Source organism: Mesorhizobium sp. M7A.F.Ca.US.010.02.1.1 (genome assembly GCF_004023085.1).
In the GTDB taxonomy this organism is placed as follows: domain Bacteria; phylum Pseudomonadota; class Alphaproteobacteria; order Rhizobiales; family Rhizobiaceae; genus Mesorhizobium.
The window spans coordinates 131,113-153,930 of record NZ_RZRV01000004.1 but is presented as its reverse complement, the minus strand read 5'-3'; the positions used below and the strand labels follow the sequence as shown (position 1 = coordinate 153,930).

The window sequence follows — 22,818 nt, the reverse complement described above, 5'->3', positions numbered from 1 at the left end:
AGACTTCCATGCGCGCTCAGCCCACGGCATCGCACTATGTCAACGGACGCTACATCGAGGACGAAGGTGGCGCCCCGCTGCCGGTCATCTATCCGGCAACCGGTGAGATCATCGCCATGCTGCGTTCGGCGACGCCGAACGTGCTGGAGCTCGCCGTCGAGGCAGCCCGCGCTGCGCAGCCCGCCTGGGCGCGGCTGAAGCCGGTCGAGCGCGGGCGCATCCTGCGCCGCGCAGCCGACATATTGCGCGCGCGCAACGCCGACCTCGCCCGCATCGAGACATTGGATACCGGCAAGGCTATCCAGGAAACGCTGGTGGCGGACGCCCCTTCGGCAGCGGACTGCCTTGAATATTTCGGCGGTGCGGTTGCTGCCTACAATGGCGAGTCGGTCGATCTCGGCGGACCCTTCGCCTACACAAGGCGCGAAGCGCTCGGCGTCTGTGTCGGCATCGGCGCCTGGAACTACCCGATCCAGATCGCCGGCTGGAAATCGGCACCGGCGCTCGCCATGGGCAATGCCATGGTGTTCAAGCCGTCGGAAAACACGCCGCTGTCGGCGCTGGCGCTGGCCGAGATATACAGCGAGGCCGGGCTGCCCGACGGGCTGTTCAATGTCGTGCAGGGCTATGGCGATGTCGGCGCCGGGCTTGTCGGCCACGATGTCGTCGCCAAGGTCTCGGTGACCGGCTCGGTGCCGACCGGCCGCAAGGTGCTGTCGCTGGCCGGCTCAAAAATGAAGCACGCGACGATGGAGCTCGGCGGCAAGTCGCCGCTGATCGTGTTCGACGATGCCGACATCGAGAACGCCATTGGCGGCGCCATGCTCGGCAATTTCTATTCGACCGGCCAGATCTGTTCCAACGGCACGCGCGTCTTCGTGCAGAGCGGCATCCACGGCCGCTTCGTCGAGCGCCTTGTCGAGCGAACCAAAAAAATCCGCATCGGCGATCCGCTCGATCCCGAAACCCAGATGGGGCCGCTGGTCTCCAAGGCGCAGCACGACAAGGTGGTCGGCTATATCGAAATCGGCAAGCTGGACGGCGCCGTTCTCGCCTGCGGCGGCAACGTGCCTTCACTGCAGGGTTTTCAGGGCGGGTTCTTCGTCGAGCCGACGGTGTTCACCGGCGTCACCGATGGCATGCGTGTCGCTCGTGAGGAAATTTTCGGGCCGGTGATGAGCGTGCTGAAATTCGACGGCGAGGACGAAGTGATCGACCGCGCCAACGACACCGAATTCGGCCTTGCTGCCGGCGTCTTCACCCGCGACCTGCCACGCGCCCACCGCGTCATCGCCGAACTGCAGGCCGGCACCTGCTGGATCAACGCCTACAATCTGACGCCGGTGGAAATCCCCTTCGGCGGCTTCAAGCAGTCAGGCATCGGACGCGAGAATTCGCTGGCAGCGCTGGCTCTCTATTCGCAGCTGAAGTCGATCTATGTCGAGACTGGAGACGTGGCGAGCCCGTATTGAATGGATTCAGATTTCGGCTTTTTTAGCAAGGGCGACGATCACCTTCTCAACGAGATCCTCGTCCTCCAAGTCTGACAGCAAGACGACTATATTTGACCTGAGCCCGCTCTTTATCGCGCCACCAACCCGAAACAGTCCACTCCTAACATACACCGGTTGCGCAAGTTTCAGATACAGGACCGTAGTATCCCTGACGGACTGAAACCTTATGCGCTCGACATCGCTCCATTGGATTGGCTTGTCTAACTGACGCTGATCCCACAACGTTTCTCTGGTAAGAATGAGCAATGGGAGAGAGTTCGCGGCGTCGACTATCATCCTTACCAACATTCCCGCAAAGAGAACGCTGACAAAAAGGCATCCGATCACTCCAGCTACCCACGCCATTCGGTCGAGTGAATTTCCGAGCTCCCAATTTTGGACTGCGACGAAATAGAACTTTATCGAAGAGGACAGTGCCAACAAGGCAGCGATTCCGAAGATTGGGTAATACCAACGAAAGCGGCCACCGACCTCCAATGGAAGATCAATTCTTTGTGGCGGAATGTCCTGAGTCTTCCAGAGAGTTGTGTCACCCGGAACGTCCACAAATTCCTTGGCAGTCGTCTGTCCCAACGCCTCATCCCTTCTCCGCCGTGCTGTCCAGATACTGGGTCAGCGCGCAGACCAGATGATAGAAGATGCTGGCCGGCACGTCCGATGCCAGCGAGCGGCCGCGCTCGTCGATGCGGTCGATCCACAGGCCGAGCGGCGCCGGGTCGATGTGCCAGCGAAACAGCCGGCCGACGCGCGCTTCGATTTCCGGCTTGAGATCGGGGCCGCCCGAGCCATCCAGCGCGATCGCCGCCTTCACCGCTTCGGCCTGCGGCCAACTGCGGGATATCAGGTCGAGCGGCAGGCCTTGCCTGGAGACGGCGCCATAGGCAAGCCCGGTGGCGCGGTTGAGGCCATTGGCGGTGGCCGAGGCGTAGAGTTTCCTGGCAAATCCGCTCAACTCGGCCTGGCCGCTGCGTCCAGCGAAATCGACCAGCAGCGAGGCCCACTCGAAATGGTGGCCGGGCTCGGTCCATGACCCTTTCTCGCCGGCGGAGGGTTTCCATTCGGCATCGAAATACTCGCCAAGCGTCCAGCTTTCCGGATCGAAGAAATGACTGCGGAAGAGGTCGATGATACGCGCCGCGCGCCGCAGATGGGCGCGCTCGCCGGTCGCCTGGTGCCAGGCGAGAAAGGCCTCGAGCAGGTGCATATGCGGGTTGGAGCGGCGCTCGCCTTTGCCGTCCGATGTCTCAAGGAAGCCGGTCATACGGCTGTCTTCGAGATGCGCATCGAGAAAGGCGAAGGTTTCCTCGCCGAGGCGCAAGGCGTCGGGATTGCCCGACATATGCGCATGCGCGAGCGCCAGGAGCACGCAGGAATGATCGTAGGCATCCTCGGTGGCGTCGGCGACCGAGCCGTCGACGTTCAGCGTGCGAACCCAGCCGCCTTTGTCGGTGCGGCCCTTGCCGGCCATGAAGGCGATGCCGTGGCTGATCAACCGATCGGCCGGACCATCCCAGCCCCGCGCCCGCGCGACGGCGAAGGCATAGACCTGCCTTGCCATGGTGCGCATGCGCTTGGGCTTCATCAACGGCGAGGCGTCCAGGCCGAGCGCTTCGTGAAAGCCGCCATGGCGTTCGTCGACCCCCGATGTCGACCACAGCGGCAAGGTCTCCTGAAACAGCCAGTGATGCACGCGCCGGCGCCAGGCGCCGCTTTCGATGACGCGGTCATGCGCCGGCGTGAACCTGGTTTCCAGGCGACCCGATTTTTCGAGCTGCTCGACGATCTTCTTGACGTGTTGACTGTGGCTGACCGGGGCAACGAAGGTGGCATCCGATGTCGAAACGATGGCGATGTCCTTCATGCCGATCGCCGACAGCAGGCGGCCGTCACTGCGAATGTAGGAATTCTCGCAATCGATAGCGACGACATCGCCGATGATGACATTGCCCCGGTCGTCGGCGGGGCCGACATCGAGCAGCGACTGCCACGAGCCGAGATCGTTCCAGCGGAAGCCGGCCGGCACCATGGCGATGTCTTTTGCCCGCTCCATGATGGCGTAGTCGATCGAATTCGACGGAATGGCGGCGTAGAGTTCCAGCGGCATGTAAAGGCCGGACAGATCCGATGTCGCTGCCTTGTAGGCTGCTTCGGTGGCCTGCCAGATATCCGGCTGCAACGCTATGAAGGCGTCACGCATGGTGCGGGCGCGAAACAGGAAGATGCCGGTGTTCCAGTAGAAATTTCCGGCCTTGAGATAGCTCTGCGCAGTCGCAATATCCGGCTTTTCGACGAAGCGCGACACGTCGAAGGTGCCGCCGCTTTCGGCCGCGACCTCGATATAGCCGTAGCCGGTCTCTGGTTGCGTCGGCTTGATGCCGAACACCACCAGCCTGCCCTCGCGTGCTGCCTCGGTGCCGGCTTCTACGCTCTGCCAGAATTGGCTTGCGGTGGATATTTCGTGATCCGATGGCACCACCAGCACCAGGCTATCGCCGAATTCAGACAGTGTGCGCAGCGTCGCCAGTGCGACGGCGGCGGCTGTGTTGCGCCCGGTCGGCTCGAACAGCGGACCGCCGCCGGCGAGGTCGAGACCAGCAAGATCGGCGTGAACGCGATCAGCATGGCGCTCCGCGGCGATCAGGAAGATCGGCGTTCCGCCTTCCAGCCGGGCGGTCAGCCGACGCAAGGTCTTGGCCAGCATCGAGCCGTCGCCGGACAGATCGTGGAACTGCTTGGGGTTGTCCTCGCGCGACAGCGGCCACAGCCGCGAGCCGACGCCACCGCTCATGACAAAACTGACGATCCGCTCGGTCATTCAACTACCATTCAAAAGGTCTGGTTGTAGGCGCCCACCTCGGAGCTGCGGCGCAGCACGGCGTCGACAGCCTCGAACATCTCCCGTCGACGCTGCGACGACACCGGGCTTTCGACCACCACGACCAGTTCCGGTTTGTTCGACGAGGCGCGCACCAGCCCCCAGGTGCCGTCGTCGGCGACGACGCGCACGCCGTTGACGGTGATGAGGTCTGCGATCTTCTGCCCAGCGAAAACCCTTCCATCCCGCTTCATGGCCTGAAAATCGGCAACCACCCGTTCGACCACACCATACTTCACCTCGTCCGCGCAGTGCGGCGACATGGTCGGCGTGCCAAAGGTCAGCGGCAGCGCGCGATAAAGATCGGCCATCGAACTGCCCGGGCTGCGATCCAGCATCTGGCAGATGGCGATGGCGGTGACCAGGCCGTCGTCATATCCGCGCCCGATCGGCGGATTGAAAAAGAAATGACCCGACTTTTCGAAACCGGCGACAGCACCGAGTTCGGCGACGCGGCGCTTGATGTAGGAATGGCCGGTTTTCCAATAGTCAGTGACGGCGCCATTGGCGCGCAGCATTGCGTCGGTATGGAACAGGCCGGTCGATTTGACGTCGACGACGAAGGTCGAGTTGGGATGCTGGCTGGAAATATCCCTTGCCAGCATCACACCGACCTTGTCGGCAAAAATTTCATTGCCTTCATTGTCCACGACACCGCAGCGGTCGCCATCGCCGTCGAAGCCAAGGCCGATGTCGGCGCCTGATGCCAGCACCTTGTCCCGGATGGCATGCAGCATCCGCATGTCCTCGGGATTGGGATTGTAGCGCGGAAATGAATGGTCGAGCTCGACGTCGAGCGCGATGACCTCGCAGCCGATGCGCTGCAACGCTTGCGGCGCGAAGGCGCCGGCGGTGCCATTGCCGCAGGCTGCGACCACTTTCAGTTTTCGGGCGATGCGCTTGTCGCGGGTCAGATCGTCGAGATAGGTCGCGCGAAAGTCACGGATGAAATCGTAGGAGCCGCCGCCGATAAGGTCAAAATCGCCGGACAGCACGATTGCTTTCAGCGCGCTCATCTCACCCGGGCCGAAGGTCAGCGGCCGCGCCGCACCCATCTTGACGCCGGTCCAGCCATTTTCGTTGTGCGAAGCGGTGACCATGGCGACCGAGGGCGTATCCAAAGCGAACTGAGCGAAATACGCCATCGGCGACAACGCCAGTCCGATGTCCCTCACCCGTGCGCCTGCAGCCATCAAACCGGACACCAGGGCCAGTTTGATCGACAGCGAATAGGAGCGGAAATCATGCCCGGTAATGATATCGGGACCGGCGCCGAGACGGCGGATTAGCGTACCAAGCCCCATGCCGAGCGCCTGGACGCCGATCAGATTGAGTTCCGGTCGTTGCGCGGAGCCGGGATGGCCGAACCACCAGCGCGCATCATATTCGCGAAAGCCGGATGGCTTGATCAGCGCTGTGGTTTCGAATTCGAAACTGTTGGGCCGGGCGTCGCCAACGATGCTGAAGGACAAGACTGGAAACTCCGAATGGCCGAAATTACGAATTGTCGAGGGCTGCGGCTTAGCACACAAGGCTTTAAGCCACGTTTATTCCGGAAGGGAATCCGGGCCTTTCGGGCAATGCTCGACGAAAGCCGACGAAATGCGACAGAAGTGCCGCCGTGCCGCTTGCAGGAACCAAGTCTGGCGGCTATAAGCCCGCGGTCTGGTCACGGAGTGTAGCGCAGCCTGGTAGCGCACCTCGTTCGGGACGAGGGGGTCGCAGGTTCAAATCCTGCCACTCCGACCAGAAAAAACAGACACTTAGGTGTCTGTTTCTCCCGATACCCCACAGATTTCCCCACAGAAAAGCGGAAAGAACCGGGCGCATGCACCTCAGCAGCGTTTAGTCACCGACAGTTGTCGGATGACTGCTATGGGGCCGCTTCCTGCCTGTCCGGTTTCAGGCGGTAGCACTCGCAAAGCTGACACACTCGTTGACTGGTGCGACTGCTAAAATGCCGTTTGCCGGACACGCCTGCGGTGACAACGACAAACATTGGTTGCGCTCGGATACCGCTACTTCCCCCCGGGAACTTGGGCCTGCGTACAACCGTGAAAATATCAAAAATCACCGCTGTTGATTTCCTCGACGATCTTGGAGGTAGGGCCAAGGTGGGGAACTCCCGTGGCCAGTTATGTGGCCGGGCCGATGCGCCGGAAGCCCGCCCCCTGGATCGAGGACAGATCCGAGACGAAGACACGGAAGGCCGGTATCCAACCCGCGGATGAGAGTCTGATCAACCGTCGTCTCTGAGTTCAACGCCCAGCCCTGTGCAGCTTCAGCCGATCCGACTGCATGGCAAACCTGCCAAGCAGGCGAGCCTTCTTGCCTTCAACCTTGACAGGGGACATGAGAGACTAGTCGTTCAGCTTTCCGCTGCGGTGGCCCATCGTCATCTTGGAAGCGTACATTGTTGGTGAGCGCTTCCCCGGCATGTTGGCGTCAAGAACGAGCTGTTCAATGAAGCCTTGGTTCATCTCCAACTCCACGCATTCGTCGAGCTTATCGACGAGCCAAACCGCGTAGCCTTCAGGTTCCTTGGCGTCAAAATTCGAATCGTCGGCCGGAATCTTGGGCTCCGGAAACGCCGGGATGATCATTATCTTGGGCTTTGGCAAATCGTAGGTATGTCCCTCATAGGCATAACCGACAATTATCCCGCACGATGTTTTCTGCTCTGGAGATGATCCGAGCATGAAGGTACTGCCTACTGTTGAAAGAACCGCAGTGCCAAAATTCTTCAGGTCTATCTTGAAATGAAAGGAGACTCTGATTGGTATCTTTGGGAATGGAAGATTTCCATTTATTATATCTTGGCGGCCTTTGTTGCTGTCATATTTCTCCAACACTTCAAGTGCGTTGACACGTTGCTCATCGGTGATGGGTTCCCCGGGCGCGGTTTCGACATACATGCCCGTGTCCCCAAAGGGTGCTGGCGCACCGGGCACGCTGAGTCCAATTTCCGCCCCCAAGCCATAGAGCCTGACCTGTGTTGCGTTGTAAGCGCCTGATGGAAACGTTAGTGTCGGTCGGTGATAGTCGTCGCTCATTTTCCTCGCTCCTTTTTGCTGCATCCTTCAGTTCACAAGATCTCCCGCCAGCTAAAGTTCTCATCGAATTTTTCCGCGAGCATCGGCGCAACGCGATCGCTGGCATCCACCACCAACCCCGCGGCCTTTTCGAACGACAGGTCATCCGCATCGAGGCGTGGCCATGCCTGAGCAAGTGCGAGAGCCACCTCGTCCCTTGCTCTGATCAGCATGCTCTTGAACATGAAGGGCCGAGCGCGAAAGGCGCGGGACGTGAAATCCGAGATGCGCTGCATGTCGGATTGGTCGACATCCTTGATATCTATCCCCAGCAGCCGCTCGTCGGCCAACCCCTCGTGCACCAGTGCCGCGTGGTAGACGTCGACGATCGTGTCGAACACAGCCCCCGTGAATGGCCGTGACCTGTCATGGATTTCCGCCGTGACCTCCGACATGCGGCGTGCGTTGCTGGCGAGGCGGATCTGCCGATCGCCGGTCAGTTCGGCAATCCGGTTCAATTCATTGAGAACAAGCAGGTTGCCATCGCAGTGCCGCAACAGCCGGTCCATGCCGCTGTCGAAATTCAGGAAGGACAAGAGCGAGACCAGATCCGAGCTGGCCTCGTGGAACGGTCCGAAATCGCCTTGAGTCAGGCCGCCGGCTGGTGTCCCGAACAGCGAAAACAAGATTGCGTGGCCGACCTCATGTGCGATCACATCGAAGTTGAGCGCATAGGGATAGTTGCCTCCGTCGATGCCGCGCTCTCGGCCGAGCTCCAGATAGCCATAGCCTGATTGCGCATTCTCCCAGTCGACGAAGGGGATGATTTCGAGCCGCTCGTAAGTCTCGGCAAAATACCAGACGATCGGTTTGCCGAGGTAGCTTTCCCAGATGTCCAGCACGCGGCTGACCGAGGCGAAAGCGTGCGCAGAAAGGAACTGCCGCGAGGTCAGGGAAAGCTGATCGAAATGGCCGTCAAACCCAGCCTCTGCAGGCGGAAAGATTTCGCCGACAAACGGTGGCAGATAAGGGTAGTCGTAAGGCTCCTTGTCGAGGAGCGGATCGCGAACGTAGATGCGGTGATCTTCTGGGCCGGAGCGGATCAGATCGGGTGGAGTAGAAATCCATACTGTTTCGGGCGTTCCGTAACCCGAAAGGTGAGGGACCTGCGGGTAGACCAGGAACCGCGTTCCCAGCAACAGATCTTGCGCAACGACACGATTGACCGCGTCCAATTGCTTGGCCCCCTTTGACGCTACCACGCTATCACGGCACTTACGTTACGTAAATCGTCGGCCGCCAAGAGACTCAGGGCCTATAGCGCCAGCCCCGCATCATCCATATCCTTGGAGAAGGCCGAGGTTAGCTGTAATTCCGGCATGGGGTGTGCTTTTTCAAATGCTTGCTCCCGCAAAAGTTCGAGTGCCCGCAGGGCATCTTGCTTTTTTTGCTGGACGAAAGCCGCGCCGAGCTCCCTGCACAATTTCTCGACGTCGCCCTTGCCGTCGTGCGCATCCCGAACCATCCGTGCCAGGGTGCGCTCGCGAAAGTTGACGGCCTTTGCCGCACCCTCGAGCCTCGCCTGCTGTTCGGGTGAAATCACGCCGCGCCGGCAAGCAGCGCGAAGGGTTCGGCGCAGGTCAATCAGCGCATGCGTCAATTGAGCGAAATTCACTTCGGCCGGTCCATGCAATACCGCTACTGCGTCGTCGGGTGCAAAGGCGAAGCGGCGATACCATCGGTAGATAAGCCCGACGCCTTGCATATGGGGGAACAGCTCGGCTGCTCGAAGGGCACCCATGCTGGCCGCGCCGACGACGTGAATGCGGCGGCTGAGGGCCCACAGGATTTCCTTGTGCCGAACCGCCGGCTCGGTCTGAAAACCGCCATCTATGAGAAGGATCGCACTCGGGTCGAAATGCTGCACGGCCGAAACGATCGAGCCTTGCACGGCCGGGGGAAGGCATACCGCATCGACGACGTTCAATGCGTCGGAATGGGACACGGTAGGGCCGGTGAAGACGAGTTTCGGGCGCATAATCCTACCCCTGCAAGAGCGGCTGCAAGGCAGGGATGACAATCCTGACAACCGACAGTGCGTCGAGCGGTTTCGTTCCCAGCCGGATTAGGTGAACCGCATCGAACCCTCTCTCTTCGAGAATTGCCAAGAGGACCGACAGCCCATCCGACGCCGTGTTGAACTTCTGCTCGGCGAGCGCGCGGAAATCCACGCTGCGCGGGCCATCGCGGAGGAGCCGGCGATGCGCTGCAATCATCTGCCGATCGGGGTATTTCGGATAGGACGCGCGCGTCAGGTCATCGCGCGCGCCCGAGATCGCCGCCAGACGGGCCTGGGCCGCTTCGTAGATGGCGTGCGCCGCCGCGCCGGCAGGACTGAAACCGGCGGCCGAGCCATCAGCCGGGTGATCCAAAAGAACCGTTTCCGTCGGTTCGTCTTCCAGCAGATGGCACCACACCACCGGTATGCCCAACGGCGACAAAGCTTGCCAGAGGCCGACCAGCACGTTCTTGGCCGCCAAAGTTTCCAGGATATCGCGGAGCGACGGATCATCGATCGTCTCGGGATCGATGCGTTGACGGTGGAAAAACCCGTGAGTCCGATATGCCGTGGCGATCGCGTCGCGTTCGATGCATTCAAGCATGCCATGAACGATAGCATCCGGCTCCTCGAAGCCTGCAGCCAAACCGCTCGTCGATGCCGCGAAAATGCCGTCATGGGGCAGCGACGGAATCACATAGGCGGTGTGCACGAGCTCGAACGGGACCAGGTCGCGGCTGCCGGTAAGAAGATTGTCTGCGGCTACCCACGCCGTCTCCCTGCCACGCCATCCGGGCGCCGTGCCCCCCTGGAGATGCCGTTCGAAACGATCTGGCGGGATGCCCAAGTGATCGGCGCAGCCGACGACTGGTTTGAAATTCGCTACCTGCTCTGCAAAGAAGCTCTCGGCCGATTCCAGCATGGCCGATATCGCGGCTTGCGCTAGGATGGCGCCCTTGCCTTGCGCGACCGCGTTGGAGAGCGAGAAAGGTCTTGTCACCTGCACGACCGGGATGCCGAGCTGGTCGAGCCCCGTAATGTCGGCGATCCGCGTGATGCCCAGGCCTTCGCGCATCTTCATCAGGCTCGCCAGCCCCTCGTCGGGCGGCGGACCAAGGCGTTTGTATCGCTCCAGCATCGCGGTTGCTCTTGCAGGGCGGCTAGTGGCGAACGGCCGATTCGGGATTGACGATCAGCGCGGCGCCCGGCTCGAGAGCGGATTTCGCACGTTCGACCCGATCGCGATAGCGCGACGACAGTTCAGGCGACAGGCCTGATGATTGAAGGGTCTCGTATGTACTGACGAGGAAAGGCACGGCGCTTTGCTCCGCGGCTATGGCGATGCTCTTTTCGAGGGCAGCGATTACGTCCGCCTCCGCATCGCCCTGGAGAAGAAGTAGCTCCGCCCTTCGCCTGTAGAGCTCTGCCAGCCAGAAGCGGCTGCCGCCGGCCTCGGCCTGCGCCACAGCCGAGCCCAGCAGTGCGAGCGCCTCATCGACCTCGGCAGTTCGTGTCAAAAGCTCTGCCAGCATGCCGCAATAGACCGGTTCGTCCTCAGGCGTCTGGAACTCGCCATGGAGGCCAAGGCCTTGCCGCATTTTTGCCCTGCCGCTCTCGACCTGGCCGGCGTTGCCGTCGCACCAGCCTTCGAAGATTTGCGCTGCGGCGGCGAGAGCGGGCATATAATGGCGCTCCGTCAAGTGGCGCAGATCCGCTATCACGCTTCGCAGCATCGAAAAATCGCGGCGATAGCAATGCAGCATCGCCTCGTTGAGATAGGCATGCGCGATGCTGCCGGCATGTCCGGTTTGCTGAGCCCATCTCCTAGCTTCCGACATCGAATGGATCGCGCTTGCCGGCTTTCCGACGAACCAAAGCGACAAGGCGCGGTGGGCGAGCCCGCAGACCCTCGCGTCATGCCCGCCGAACAACGCAGCATTGGCTTTGCCCTGGCCGTGCTCATAGAGCGACAGTCCGGCGTCGACGGCCGCGATGCAGCGGTCGTGGCGGCCAAGATTGAAGTCGATTGCCCACACGCAATGCCTGGCCTGGAGTTGCACTTCAGCATCTTCGACATCCCTGAGATCGCTGAGCACGACTTCCGCGCGCTCGCCGTCCACGACAGTATCCGTGAACCACCAGCCCCAGTAGATCGGGAACCACTTGGCCCGCTCGGCCACCGGCCGACGCCGGGCGATCACCACGCCGTCCTCGTACAATTTGCGGGCGGGCGCCGAGTTCGGACCTTCGACACCGGTCAGGATGGGACCGAGCACGATCATTGCCGATAGCCGCAGCGCGTCTCGCATGTCGGCTGCCGCAACGCGCTCGCAGAGCGCCAAAGCATGCTCGAGTATCTGCCTCGCTTCCGCCATTGCCGAGCGGGACGAGCTTTCCGTGCCTGCGATCACGAACTGAGCGATCGCGTCCTCCAGAAGGCCTGCGCGCTCGGCGTGCTCGGCAACCTCGGCGGTGCCCAGCCACCCGGCCAGGTTTCGGTTGCGGCTCACCGCGGCAAACAGGCGGCGATGCAAGGTCTGCCGTCTCTTGCGCAGCGTTGCGTTGTAGATCGTCTCCTGGATAAGCGCATGGCGCACGCCATAGACCGGAACGCCGGAAGGCCGCACGCGCATCAGGAACCCGGCCTCGCTCAGCGAATCCAGCGCGTTTGCGATGATTTCGTCATCGAGCTCCGGCAACAGGGCGCGCAGCAATTCCTGATTGAAACGATTGCCCGCGACGGCTGCGGCGCGCGCGACTTCGCGGGCCGGCCCCAGCGTTTCGAGCCTGGCCTCGATCACGCTTTCGAACACCGAGGCATGACTGCGCATTGCGGTCTGCGCCAGCCGATCCGTTGCCGACGCCGCGTTCTCCGTCATCCACTGGCAGATCTCTTCGATGAACAGCGGGACGCCGCCGGTCACGCGTTCCACCATGTCGAGCAATTCCGGGGAAGTTGAGGGCTTGCCTTGCGGCCACATGGCCGCGATCGCCAGCCGGGTTTGCTCGCTGTTGAGCGGCTTTAGCGAGATATGCCTTGGATTCGATGCTGCCAGCCAGCTCCCGGATTCAGGGCGCGTGGTCGCGATGACAAGCGCCGGGAAGTGACGGGCTGACTGTGCAAGCTCAGCCAACAATTGTCTCGACGTTAGGTCGATCCAATGGATGTCCTCGACCACCAGGACGATCGGTCCGCTGGCGCACAGGGCTTCGAGCGAGTGGCGAACCGCCCAATTGGCTTTCGCGCGCATTGCCTCAGCGTCGATTTCCCTGAGCATCGGATCGGCTCCCGGAGCGCCGAGCAGGAACGAGAAGATGTCGATGATTTCGGGATCGTGGACGTCATGATCGCGGAATACTTCCGCCACGGCGGCAGCGCTCAGCTGTCCTTCGTTGCCGGCGAGATGGCCGCGTACGTTCTGCAGCAGCGGATGCAGCGCCGAGCGCAACCCGCCGGGCGTGCACTGGAAGAGCAGCAGTTTCGTGCGCTGTTGGCGCGTGCGCCGGCGCACTTCGTGAAGAATGCGCGACTTGCCGATCCCCGCCTCGCCCTCGATCACCACCACGCCGCCCTTTCCTGCAACGGCACTAGCCCATGTTTCGGCGATGCTGGCGAGCTCGGCCTCGCGATCTACGAGCGGACTGCTCAGCTGCCCGAATGCGAAGAAGCGGTCGACCTCGCGCTTGTGACTGAGCGCGCGCCAGACCAGCTCCGGCTCGGCAAATCCCTTGATCGCATGGGGGCCCCTGAAGCTGAACACATGCGACCGTCGCGCCAGGTTGCGCGTCGCGTCCGAGACCAACACCGTATCTGGTTGCGCGATGGCCTGGAGCCGTGCGGCCATCGCGAAGGCAGGGCCGGTGACATTATCCTGACCGGTGTCGGCGTCACCCTTGTGGATCAGCGTCATCGATGTCGCGATTCCGACCCGGACATGCAAATCGGCGCGGCCTTTGTCCGAACCGACGCGCCTGCAGGCGTCGATGATTTCGAGCCCGGCCCGGATCGCCAGCGATGCTGCGTCCTTGGCGTCTATTTCGGCACGAAACAAAGCAACGCCGCCATCGCCGACCTCGACCTGGACGGCTCCCGAACACGACGCGACCGCCTGTCTCGCGGCCCGCTGGAAGGCTGATATCAGTTCCTCGAACTCTTCGATGTCCAGGATGGCAAGAAGGTCGGTCGATCCGACCAGGTCGTAGCAGAGCGCGGTCAGGATCCGGCGCTCGTACCGGGCTTCGGACGCATTGTTGCCGTTGCCACCCAGAAAACCTGTTGCCATCGAGGCCGCCGGCAACGCGACCGGACCCTTTTCCGACATGCTGCGATTTCCTCGCCGAGCGCAGTGACGGCAATATTAGCACGATGCTGTTCACAAAACACTTGATCGGTGGTCAGGCAGGAAAAAGCCGATGCTGAGATCATTATGGAGATATGCTCATGGGGCCGCTTTTGGTGGGCGGCTGGGATGACGCGATGACCAAGATAGGTGCAAAGCTGTCCGGCAATTTTGGGCGGGAAGCGGAATGGCAGCGCTCAGGCCCGCAAGAAATAGGCGGGCTTCCCTTCTGTGCCTCAGCAAGGAGGGCTGTATTTCCTGGCGAAGGCCGTGATCGAGGCCCGGACGGGGACATGCCCCGTTAAATTCGCCGTGACCTGATGCCCTTCGGGGGACAATCAGATCGAGTTCCAGTTTGGCCGTCCAAGCAGACACGACCGATGGAGCATGCCATGAGATTTCCACACAGCACGACGGCCGCGGCCGCCGCTTTCATAGCCTTGGCCTCCCCGGCTCTCGCCCAGACGAGCGGAACACCAGCACCCTCGACACCTGCACCCGCTCCGGCGACCGAACCGCCGGGCGCCGGGCAGTTGCCGGATGTGACCGGACAAGCGGATGGAAAAATACGCGAAATGATCCGCCAGATGGTTGAGCAAGCGGTTCGGGATAGGATGCAGCAGGATCGCGATTCTGAAGAACGTTTCCGAGAGGAAGATAGCCGAGCCTACCAAGGCGATCGCAACGAGGATGCTGGCCGCCACGACGAAGTTAGCCGTCATGGCGACCGCAGGCGGAATCATGGTGACTGGGGCCGAGGACATAGAATGGCTGGACACCGGGACCATCAAATGATGCGCGGCGCCGGCATGCGGCTGACGTTCGGGCTGTTGGACACGGATGGCGACGGATCGCTGTCCGAGGACGAGGTTCATCGCGCGGTTGGCAGGATATTCAGCAGCGTCGACGAGAATGGTGATGGCAAGATCGATCTGGACGAAATCCAGTCCTTCATCCATGGCTCCAGCATAAATGGCACTAATAGCGAAGACACGCCGTAGGTCGCGCGAAGGGGACGTCTCTTGGCTGTTAGGCGCCCGGCGGCCCTAACCAGCACCCCTTTCCAGTCTTGCTGCCAACGCGCTATTCCCGCAACCCCACCAGACGCCAGCCATCAACTAACGGCTGCGCATCACTCGGGCTCTTGAAGGGTGAGTTCGCCACCAAATCACCGACCTTCCAATTTGGATTGCCCGCCAGAAATAGGCGGGCTTCCTGCTGTGCCTCAGGAACGCGACCGGCAAGGGCAAGCGCGGGAACCAGGTGCTCCCTCGAACCCGTCCCGTACGTTTCCTCTCGGCTCAAGGACGCAACTGCTTCTTCGTAGTGACCGGCGGAAATCTGCGCCATGCCCATGATCCAGAAATACCAACCGGGTGGACGAGGATTTATACGGAGCGCTGCGCCACAAGCTATCAGCGCCGCTTGCGGATCGCCTAAGTAGATTTGCAGCTCACCCATCCACGCAACCGCATCTGCATTGTTGGGATTAAGCTGAACGGCAGCATCGAATTGGGATTTTGCTTCATCCCAGTTGCGCTCATAAAGCTGAACGCAGCCTAGGATTCTGCGAGCGTGGGAATCGTCGGGATCGATTTTCACGGCCCGTTTCGCGTGCATCAGAGCCTTTGCGCGGCTGGGTTCCTGTGGCTCACCCCAGATAATCCAGCCAAATAGCAGTGAGATGGCAAGATTGCTGTGCCCCTCGCAGTAGTTTGGATCGATCTGAACGGCACGCTCCAGGTCAGCACACGCCTCACGATTGTCTGAACTGGAATTGTTGCACTTGCCTCGCGACCTAACACAAAGATCATAGGCTTCGAGATTTGACGGTCGGGAACGGGCAACAAGTTTCTTTTCACCAAGCTTGCCAGAAATCGCTTCAACAACGCGTCGCGTGACTTCGTCCTGAACGTCGAATATGTCGGCGATTTCGCGGTCGAAGCGCTCGGCCCACACGTGATCGCCGCCTTCTGCCGCATTGATAAGCTGAACATTGACGCGCAACCGGTGGTTGGATCGGCGGGCGCTGCCCTCGAGAACATATTTGACGCCCAGATCGCGAGCGATCTGACGGACGTCGGTGGGCTTGCCTTTATAGGCAAAGGTGGAGTTGCGGGCGATCACGAAGAAGCCGGACACATTCGACAGATCGGTGATGATGTCCTCCGTCAGCCCGTCGGTGAAAAATTCCTGTTCGGAATCGCCACTCATGTTGATGAAGGGCAGCACAGCAATTGAAGGCTTGTCGGGCGGTGCGAGCGGCTGCGAAAGCTTCTCTAGAACAAGAGGCGCAGTTGGTGCCGCAGGCTTTGCCTTAGTTGGGACGCCGACCTGCAGCGAATAAACCCGGATCGGATAGGCAATGTTCTTGAGTTGCACCTCACCGCGATCGTTGATCGCGATATCGAGCCTTGACTTAACCTGCCAATAGGCTTGTTCGGAAAGACAGATATTGCCAGGTTCGCAGATTCCTTCCAGGCGCGCGGCGATATTGACCCCATCGCCCATAAGGTCGCCATCGCGTTCTTGCACGACGTCGCCCAGGTGAATGCCGATCCGGAACTCGATGCGGCGGTCATCCGGCACCCCGGCATTGCGCTCAACCATGGCATTCTGCACTTCGATCGCGCAGCGCACTGCTTCTACAACGCTGCTGAACTCGATGAGGCTCCCGTCGCCAGTGCGCTTGACGACGCGACCACGATGAATGGAGATGGTGGGGTCGATGAGGTCGCTACGCAGCGCGCGCAGCCGTGCCAAGATGCGGTCTTCATCCGCGCCGGCTAGCCGACTGTAGCCGACTACATCCGAGACCAGGATCGCTGCTATTTTGCGGGTCTCACTCATGTCGTGCTCCCTCCGTCCACTCTGGCACTACTGCCGAGCCAAAGGAAGATAGCTCCGAGCCATTGTTCGGATGGTCCGCGTAGGACCGACCCCAGTCGTTCGAGATGGATGTCGGGCGCACAACTTGCCTGTGGCCTGCAAATGTGTGATGTCCGCTTTGGTGGATGGACGGCGTCGTGGGAATGACACATTGAGGCGCATTGCTGACCGGCAGCCTTGGGGCCGAAAGCGAACAGACGGCTTCTGGCTGCAATCTTTAGGAGCGAACATTACGGTCGGCGTGAGCATTGTCGCCGGATACCTCATCTGAGAAAGCCCACCTACCTACCTACCGCAACGGGCCGATCAGGCAGCGAAACGATCCAGACTAAGAATGACCCGCCGATCCGTATGGTTTTCCAAAGAAAAGGCTCCCAGCCTTTGGATCCTATTCACTTCGTGATGAACCGAGCGTCGCCGAGTCATCAGAGTCGGTCGAATAAGCCTCCCGAACCGGCTGCGCTGCCAACCATATCTCCATACTGGCCGAGGAGTGCATCCAATGCGTTGCCATCAAGCGGCGGCGCTAGGGTATTTTCATTATATTCTAGGACCCGCAGAACGCGGGTGTCCTTCAATTTGCCCATTTCTGAACGGAAAGCCCACTGCACCTTTATGGTATCGAAGATGTGCGGATTCAGCTTTTGATTTGTGACAAGGTGCCAGAACTGCTCGTCTTCGATCCTGAAAAGCCGCTCATGGCCTGAACTGTCTCTGCCCTTCCATTGTCGCTGCTTGTCGCCGCGCTCCCAATTGGGCGACGTCACTTTGACGGTATCAATTGCAACATGCCATGGCCGGTCATCGAGATCCTTTTCCTTCGGCGGAAGCGCCACATGCAACCGCCCGAAGTCACCGCGCCTGATTGGAAATTCATCGGCATCAGTGAACCCAACTCCCTGTATTTTAGTATCTGCAGCACATGCTTCATAGAATTTGTTGCGAGCCTCATACCCTTCTCGGAATTGCGTCGGACGAATACCGATCTTGTTGAGTTCTGAAACGTCTTTTTGCAAGAATGATTTTGTACTCTCGCTTAGGATTAGTGCGCCCGTACGGCATTCTATTCGGGCGTCAGTGGCGGAAGGCGGTACTTTCATCTCGTCGGCGAGCAACTCGCCTACATAACCACCAGCGAGTTCCGACCAATAGACTGGTTCATGCCCGGTGAGCCCCTTGATGAATGCCGCTCCAATGTCGCTTTCGACAGCACCCCATGATATTGTCGCAGCGGTTGCAGCAGCTATTGCCAATCTGGTTTTGAATGTTCCGATTTCTGGCGGTAGTACTAGAACTTGATATTCAAGCCTTCCTTCAAACAGGTACTCATTGAGACCTGCTATAATCAGCTCTGTCTGTGCGGCAGTCTCAATGAAGGTTTTCAGTTCAAGGTGGTGTTCGGGTACGTCGAAGTGGATCGGGATGATTTCTATGGCACCCGCCCCGGTAAGCTCTGCCACGATATTCGCCCCTTTGCTGCACCCATGTCTAATATTTCCCCATTCACATGAGTACAGCGCAAACTAGTAATTGTGAAGCTAGCTCAACCAGCATGGCCACCCGCGGTGTCGGGTTCCGGGTACAAGGGGCGTGCATTTTCCCAAGGCATACCCACTTGGAAGAAGTGAGAAGGCTGTTAAGACAACGCGGTAGGAGAACTGCGCCGTGGACCCCACAAAGTCAGAGCCCCAAACTTTCACGACGGTTTGAACCGTCTCGCCAGCCTGCTTCGGGACGAAGATGAGCGTGGGCTTGTTCTGACCACGGCAGCATTTGCCTTATCCGCGCCTATCTGGTCGACGTAAAAGCCTCCGGCGAGATGCTCGAGGGCAGCGCTGGCGATCAGGGTCACAACGGCCATGAACCAGAAGCCGGAGACGATGTAGACAGTGGCTGTTGCGCCAATGCATTCGCTTTCAGCAATGAGGCAGCTCTGCTGAACGCCCTCATGAAGAATACCCGGCCACCACGAAAACAACGGCATCAAATGGAATGGCGAGCCAAAGGGGAAACCGAACCGCAAGCCAATAGCGGAGGCAACGATCACGACTATTGGTGCAACGAAGGTGAGAAGTAGTGGGTCTACCATCCTCCATCCCTATAGAAGCGGATGTCCTCTTTCCACACCCATCTCAGTCATACCGCATTTATGAGTTCACGGCCTAGTACGGCGAATTTCGCAGACCTTCAAACTTCCGCACACACCCTTGAGGAAGAAACGGCTCAATTCCCTGCGAAGAGGAGCGCTGCGATGCTTGATTGAGAGTGGTCCATCGGGTGTTCCCAATCACCCCTCGCCCTTTAAGCCCCGGCGATCCGATCGCACTACAACCCTGTCGCGCTGACCCTCTTGAGCTAGCTCCTGAATGACTGGAGGGCTCGTCTCCGCGTGGCTTCGACTCCGGAAACGAAAGAGCAGCAGTGTCTGACCGGCGACGAGGATTGTGCCGCCGGCCAGCCCCTGGACCATACGGCAGACGCTGATCCAGGTGAGATCCACCGACAATGTCATTGCGGCAGTTGCCAGCAGAAGGGTGACGATCCCAGCGCGCAGGCATGCTGTCGGCTTGACCGCCGCAACGAAAAAGCGGAGCGATAATAAAGGCCGTCAGCTTCGCCGCGGTGAAGACGATGCCGACGCGCGGCTGATTGGCGCCGCCCAGCGTCCTGTGAATCGAGCCGCCCTGTCCGACCGAACGGTTCGGGCGGCGTGGAAAACGATCCCGTCCTGGTCAAATTACAGCGCCGCAGACCGCAACATTCCGCCCCCTGCTATGGCTTTCATGGCCACCCGCGCCCATGCTCGGGAGGTCGTGGTCGTCCCGGACGCTTCGCACCTAGTAATGGTCTCCCACCCCCATGAGGTGGCCGCGCTGATCCAGGATGCGGCGAGCGCCATAGGGATATGTGATTTTCCGCGGGATGAGGACCTGCTCTTCATCCAGGGCGTCTTAAAGTAGGACGTCCCCTTTGAATGTTGGTCGCATTTGAATAGCCTCGACCGACCGGGTACTTATGCTGCATGTTGCCACGCTCGGCATGACGAACCGGATTCGCGAGCGAATTTGTGCGCCGGCGTCAAGCGATCACGAGGACTTTGTGTCGACTGCAAAGATGATGCCGCGGCTTTCAAGCCTTCACGGGGCATTGCAGGAGGGCTTGAGCTTCGCATCGCACGTCAATTGATGGTACGACGATAGCCCGATCGGATGCCTGCCGCTCCATGGCTCTGCATGAGGGAGAGTATTTCAGCCACAATCTGGTATCGAGAACGAGAATGTCGCCCCGGGACCGTCATTGGCTTGCGCCCAAAGCCGACCGTTGTGCCTCTCGACGATCGATCGGCTGACGGACAGTCCGATTCCCATGCCTTCGCTCTTCGTAGTATAGAACGCCTCAAAAAGCCGTTCCGTGCCCTCCGTCCCGAACCCAATGCCAGCATCGCGTACAGAAAAGCGAACTTGGCCATCTGCATCGCGGCTTGTGCAGACGGATAGCAGCCGCGGACGATCGTCGATGACGCTCATAGCGTCCGAGGCGTTGCGCAGAAGGTTCATGATCACCTGCTGCAGTTGCACGCGATCGCCGGCGACCGGCGGTAAGTCGTCAGCCAGTTCGGCACGGAGCATCACGCGGTTGCGCTGCAAATCGCTCGACGACAGTGCAATGACTTCTCGCGCGGCCTCGTTGAGATCGACGGGCTCATTGGTCACCTCGCGCTTGCTAAAGAGCGCACGTAATCGCGCGATCACATCCGTGGCACGATTACTGTCACGTATCGCACGTCGCGCTGTCTCTCGGGCGACTTCGATATTGGGTGGATCGCTTGCGAGCATGCGAAGGCAGGTGCTGGCATTGGTGAGTATTCCCGCGAGCGGCTGGTTGACCTCGTGAGCTATCGAGGCTGTCAATGCGCCAAGGCTCATTACGCGAGTGACCTGGGCAAGCTCCGATCGCAGCTTCTCCACCGCTTCCTCAGAGCGCCGGCGTTGCGTAATGTCGAGCACTGCCCCGATATACTCGACCTGATCTTCATCATCGCGAGCACGGTGGGCTATCAAACGTAGGTACTTGATGGAGCCGTCAGGCAGCACGATTCGAGGCTGGTATTCGAAATCGCTCTCACCGCGCTTGGCCCGCGCCACCATATCCTGCAACTGCGGCTCATCTTCAGGATGGATCCGGCTGGCAATCCGATCGAGCGTTACCCTAGTCCCCTGCTCGAACTCGAAGATCCGGTAGAGTTGTTCGGACCAGACGATGTCGCCACTCGCCACACGCCAGGAAAGGTTCCCCATTCGAGCCAGATCCTGTCCTTCTGCCAGAAATGCCTCGCTGCGCCGCAACCTTTCTTCCATCTGCTTTCGCTCGGTTATGTCGCGTGTGATTCCCAGTTGCGCGACTGATCGGTCTCCGTTGCGCAAGGGAGCCGCGTGGGTCTCCACGTGACGGCGAACGCCAAGCGCATTAATCAGGTCGAACTCGATGAAGGCTTTTTGCCCGGCGCAGATACTGTCGTGGAATGCCCTATACTTTTCGCGGTGCTCGGTAGCGACAAAGTCAAAGAAGTTCTGGCCGACCAGCACGTCGGCCGACGAAACGCCAGCCATGACCGCGCCGGCGGAATTTACACGCAGCACGGTGCCCTCGCGTGCAATCACCTTCACGGATTCGGGCGTCGTTTCGACGATTGCGCGGAAGCTTTCCTCACTGTGCTTCCGGTCTTCAATGTCAGTATTGACACCATACCATTTGACAATGTTCCCACTGTCGTCGTGCAACGGACTTACGCGGAAGATGAACCATCGATACTCGCCATCAAAGCGACGAAGCCGCGCTTCGGCCTCGCCCGGCAATCCCGAGGCGAGCAAAGACTTCCAGATTGCGGTAAGCCCAGCCAGGTCGTCAGGGTGGACAGCTGACGACCAACCCCAGCCTTGGGCTTTTTCTGCCGACACTCCAATGTAGTCGAGATAATGCTTACTCAAAAACTCGGCCGCACCGTCCGGTCGCGCCGACCATGCCAGGGCCGGAATAGTATCGATGGTCAGCCGCAGATTGCGCTCGCTTGCGGCCAGCGCGTCTTCGGCCCGCTTCCTTTGATCGATGTCCATGAGCAAATCGAGCCAACGTAGGATGTTACCTGGCTGGTCCGGCAAAGGCATGCCGAGGACGTTGTTCCAGCGGTACACCCCGTCGGCTCGGCGAAGCCGGCTCTCCATGTTGTATGCGCTCCTTGACCGGTGCGCCTCCAATTGGACAGCAATCGATTGTTCGAGATCATCTGGATGGACGACTTCGGAGGCTTTCCGTTCCTTCAGGTCGTTCAATGTCTTGCCAAAAAATTCCAGAGCAGGTCGATTGACGCCCTCGACTTCGCCTGTGGCCGTCGTCACCTCCGTGGGTACAGAGATGCTGTCGATACTCAACTGCAGGTCGAGCTCGCCTCGCCGCAGCTTTTGCTCTGCGCGCCGAACATCCTCGACGTCGGTCGCTACCCCCAACCATTTGACGACTCGTCCGGCCTTGTCCTGCAACGGGTTGAACTGCATAAGAAACCTGCGATACCTCCCGTCCAAGCGCCGCAAGCGCGCTTCCATCTCACCTGGCTTCCCGGATTTCAGGATCACTTGCCACTCTTCACGCAGTTGTGGCAGATCACTCGGCTCGGCCGCAGCCTGCCATTCCCAGCCACCGCTTTGGCCCATTCGAAAGCCCGTGTACTCCCACCAGAGTCGATTGATGAAATCTACAGATCCGTCCAGCAATGTTGTCCACGCCATGACCGGAAGCGCATTCAATATCTCGCTCTGATCAATCTCCATTGCTGCAGTCCTCTTGAAACTGCCACGAGACTCCGCAAGCCGTTCTTGCGTTTGCCTTCTATCGCGCCAGCGCCCCACCGCGCCTGTCGCCAAGTGCTCGGCAGGCTCGATCGGATGCCTCTTTGGCTTTGTTCGTGCGACCCTCTCTGTTCGGTTGATCTCGCCGCCAGGGGTGGTGCGTGAGGGCATTCGCATCGTCGAACCGTCTTGTAGCCTAGACGTCAGTTTCGCCGGTGATCGCACCTAGTCCGATCACCATTTCCAGGCACCACGGTGCAACGGCT

Annotated in this window: 15 protein-coding genes and 1 tRNA gene; 4 read left to right on the top strand and 12 right to left on the bottom strand. The window is 60.1% G+C overall.

The window, feature by feature from the left end:
* Positions 1-8: 8 nt before the first annotated feature.
* Complete coding sequence (gene betB, locus EOA19_RS05710) at positions 9-1,472, top strand: betaine-aldehyde dehydrogenase (RefSeq protein ID WP_128302968.1); 1,464 nt, start codon at positions 9-11, stop codon at positions 1,470-1,472.
* Between the two features lie 6 nt (positions 1,473-1,478).
* Here betB and EOA19_RS05705 read toward each other — a convergent pair whose 3' ends face one another.
* Genes EOA19_RS05705 through EOA19_RS05695 form a run of 3 tightly spaced genes read right to left on the bottom strand, consistent with a single transcriptional unit; the run spans position 1,479 to position 5,861 of the window.
* Positions 1,479-2,087, bottom strand: coding sequence for an STM3941 family protein (locus EOA19_RS05705; RefSeq protein WP_128302967.1), 609 nt, complete (start codon positions 2,085-2,087; stop codon positions 1,479-1,481).
* A gap of 4 nt (positions 2,088-2,091) precedes the next feature.
* The gene (locus tag EOA19_RS05700; RefSeq protein WP_128302966.1) at positions 2,092-4,329 is read right to left on the bottom strand and encodes a mannose-1-phosphate guanylyltransferase/mannose-6-phosphate isomerase; all 2,238 of its coding nucleotides are present in this window, start codon (positions 4,327-4,329) and stop codon (positions 2,092-2,094) included.
* 11 nt (positions 4,330-4,340) lie between these two features.
* Positions 4,341-5,861, bottom strand: coding sequence for a phosphomannomutase/phosphoglucomutase (locus tag EOA19_RS05695; protein ID WP_128302965.1), 1,521 nt, complete (start codon positions 5,859-5,861; stop codon positions 4,341-4,343).
* A gap of 200 nt (positions 5,862-6,061) precedes the next feature.
* On the opposite strand from EOA19_RS05695, the gene EOA19_RS05690 reads away from it, so the two are divergent.
* Positions 6,062-6,138 (top strand) — tRNA-Pro (locus tag EOA19_RS05690).
* Between the two features lie 611 nt (positions 6,139-6,749).
* Here the strand turns inward: EOA19_RS05690 and EOA19_RS05685 are convergent.
* The 5 genes from EOA19_RS05685 to EOA19_RS05665 all read right to left on the bottom strand — a co-directional run bounded on the left by EOA19_RS05685 (position 6,750) and on the right by EOA19_RS05665 (position 13,802).
* The gene (locus tag EOA19_RS05685) at positions 6,750-7,442 is read right to left on the bottom strand and encodes a hypothetical protein (RefSeq protein ID WP_128302964.1); all 693 of its coding nucleotides are present in this window, start codon (positions 7,440-7,442) and stop codon (positions 6,750-6,752) included.
* A gap of 32 nt (positions 7,443-7,474) precedes the next feature.
* Positions 7,475-8,656 carry a hypothetical protein gene (locus tag EOA19_RS05680; protein ID WP_023812758.1) on the bottom strand — a complete coding sequence of 394 codons (1,182 nt, stop codon included), beginning with the start codon at positions 8,654-8,656 and terminating at the stop codon, positions 7,475-7,477.
* Positions 8,657-8,736: 80 nt separating this feature from the next.
* Complete coding sequence (locus tag EOA19_RS05675) at positions 8,737-9,459, bottom strand: TfuA-like protein (protein WP_023812757.1); 723 nt, start codon at positions 9,457-9,459, stop codon at positions 8,737-8,739.
* Positions 9,460-9,463: 4 nt separating this feature from the next.
* Positions 9,464-10,618, bottom strand: coding sequence for a YcaO-like family protein (locus tag EOA19_RS05670; protein ID WP_023812756.1), 1,155 nt, complete (start codon positions 10,616-10,618; stop codon positions 9,464-9,466).
* A 22-nt stretch (positions 10,619-10,640) separates the two neighbouring features.
* Entirely contained in the window at positions 10,641-13,802 is a 3,162-nt protein-coding gene (locus EOA19_RS05665) for an AAA family ATPase (RefSeq protein WP_023812755.1), read from the bottom strand.
* A 338-nt stretch (positions 13,803-14,140) separates the two neighbouring features.
* On the opposite strand from EOA19_RS05665, the gene EOA19_RS36520 reads away from it, so the two are divergent.
* Positions 14,141-14,821, top strand: a complete 681-nt coding sequence (locus EOA19_RS36520) for an EF-hand domain-containing protein (RefSeq protein WP_348629820.1) — start codon at positions 14,141-14,143, stop codon at positions 14,819-14,821.
* Positions 14,822-14,903: 82 nt separating this feature from the next.
* On the opposite strand, the gene EOA19_RS05655 is transcribed toward EOA19_RS36520, so the two are convergent.
* From EOA19_RS05655 to EOA19_RS05645, 3 genes are all read right to left on the bottom strand, one after another.
* Positions 14,904-16,670 carry an adenylate/guanylate cyclase domain-containing protein gene (locus tag EOA19_RS05655; protein WP_031213570.1) on the bottom strand — a complete coding sequence of 589 codons (1,767 nt, stop codon included), beginning with the start codon at positions 16,668-16,670 and terminating at the stop codon, positions 14,904-14,906.
* Positions 16,671-17,134: 464 nt separating this feature from the next.
* Entirely contained in the window at positions 17,135-18,169 is a 1,035-nt protein-coding gene (locus EOA19_RS05650) for a hypothetical protein (RefSeq protein WP_128302962.1), read from the bottom strand.
* Between the two features lie 236 nt (positions 18,170-18,405).
* Positions 18,406-18,798: a hypothetical protein gene (locus EOA19_RS05645; RefSeq protein ID WP_128302961.1), complete on the bottom strand. Its 393-nt coding sequence runs from the start codon at positions 18,796-18,798 to the stop codon at positions 18,406-18,408.
* A 478-nt stretch (positions 18,799-19,276) separates the two neighbouring features.
* Between EOA19_RS05645 and EOA19_RS05635 the strand changes: the two genes are divergently transcribed.
* Positions 19,277-19,669, top strand: a complete 393-nt coding sequence (locus tag EOA19_RS05635; RefSeq protein ID WP_245486071.1) for an alpha/beta hydrolase — start codon at positions 19,277-19,279, stop codon at positions 19,667-19,669.
* Positions 19,670-19,957: 288 nt separating this feature from the next.
* Here the strand turns inward: EOA19_RS05635 and EOA19_RS05630 are convergent, their stop codons facing one another.
* Entirely contained in the window at positions 19,958-22,534 is a 2,577-nt protein-coding gene (locus tag EOA19_RS05630; protein WP_164892857.1) for a PAS domain S-box protein, read from the bottom strand.
* Positions 22,535-22,818 lie beyond the last annotated feature (284 nt).

What these genes read in the sequence shown, in the direction of transcription:
- betB (WP_128302968.1), top strand. Translation starts at nt 9, where the DNA reads ATGCGCGCTCAGCCCACGGCATCGCACTATGTCAACGGACGCTACATC.
- EOA19_RS05700 (WP_128302966.1), bottom strand. Translation starts at nt 4,329, where the DNA reads ATGACCGAGCGGATCGTCAGTTTTGTCATGAGCGGTGGCGTCGGCTCG.
- EOA19_RS05685 (WP_128302964.1), bottom strand. Translation starts at nt 7,442, where the DNA reads ATGAGCGACGACTATCACCGACCGACACTAACGTTTCCATCAGGCGCT.
- EOA19_RS05675 (WP_023812757.1), bottom strand. Translation starts at nt 9,459, where the DNA reads ATGCGCCCGAAACTCGTCTTCACCGGCCCTACCGTGTCCCATTCCGAC.
- EOA19_RS05670 (WP_023812756.1), bottom strand. Translation starts at nt 10,618, where the DNA reads ATGCTGGAGCGATACAAACGCCTTGGTCCGCCGCCCGACGAGGGGCTG.
- EOA19_RS05665 (WP_023812755.1), bottom strand. Translation starts at nt 13,802, where the DNA reads ATGTCGGAAAAGGGTCCGGTCGCGTTGCCGGCGGCCTCGATGGCAACA.
- EOA19_RS36520 (WP_348629820.1), top strand. Translation starts at nt 14,141, where the DNA reads ATGCCCTTCGGGGGACAATCAGATCGAGTTCCAGTTTGGCCGTCCAAG.
- EOA19_RS05655 (WP_031213570.1), bottom strand. Translation starts at nt 16,670, where the DNA reads ATGAGTGAGACCCGCAAAATAGCAGCGATCCTGGTCTCGGATGTAGTC.
- EOA19_RS05645 (WP_128302961.1), bottom strand. Translation starts at nt 18,798, where the DNA reads ATGGTAGACCCACTACTTCTCACCTTCGTTGCACCAATAGTCGTGATC.
- EOA19_RS05630 (WP_164892857.1), bottom strand. Translation starts at nt 22,534, where the DNA reads ATGGAGATTGATCAGAGCGAGATATTGAATGCGCTTCCGGTCATGGCG.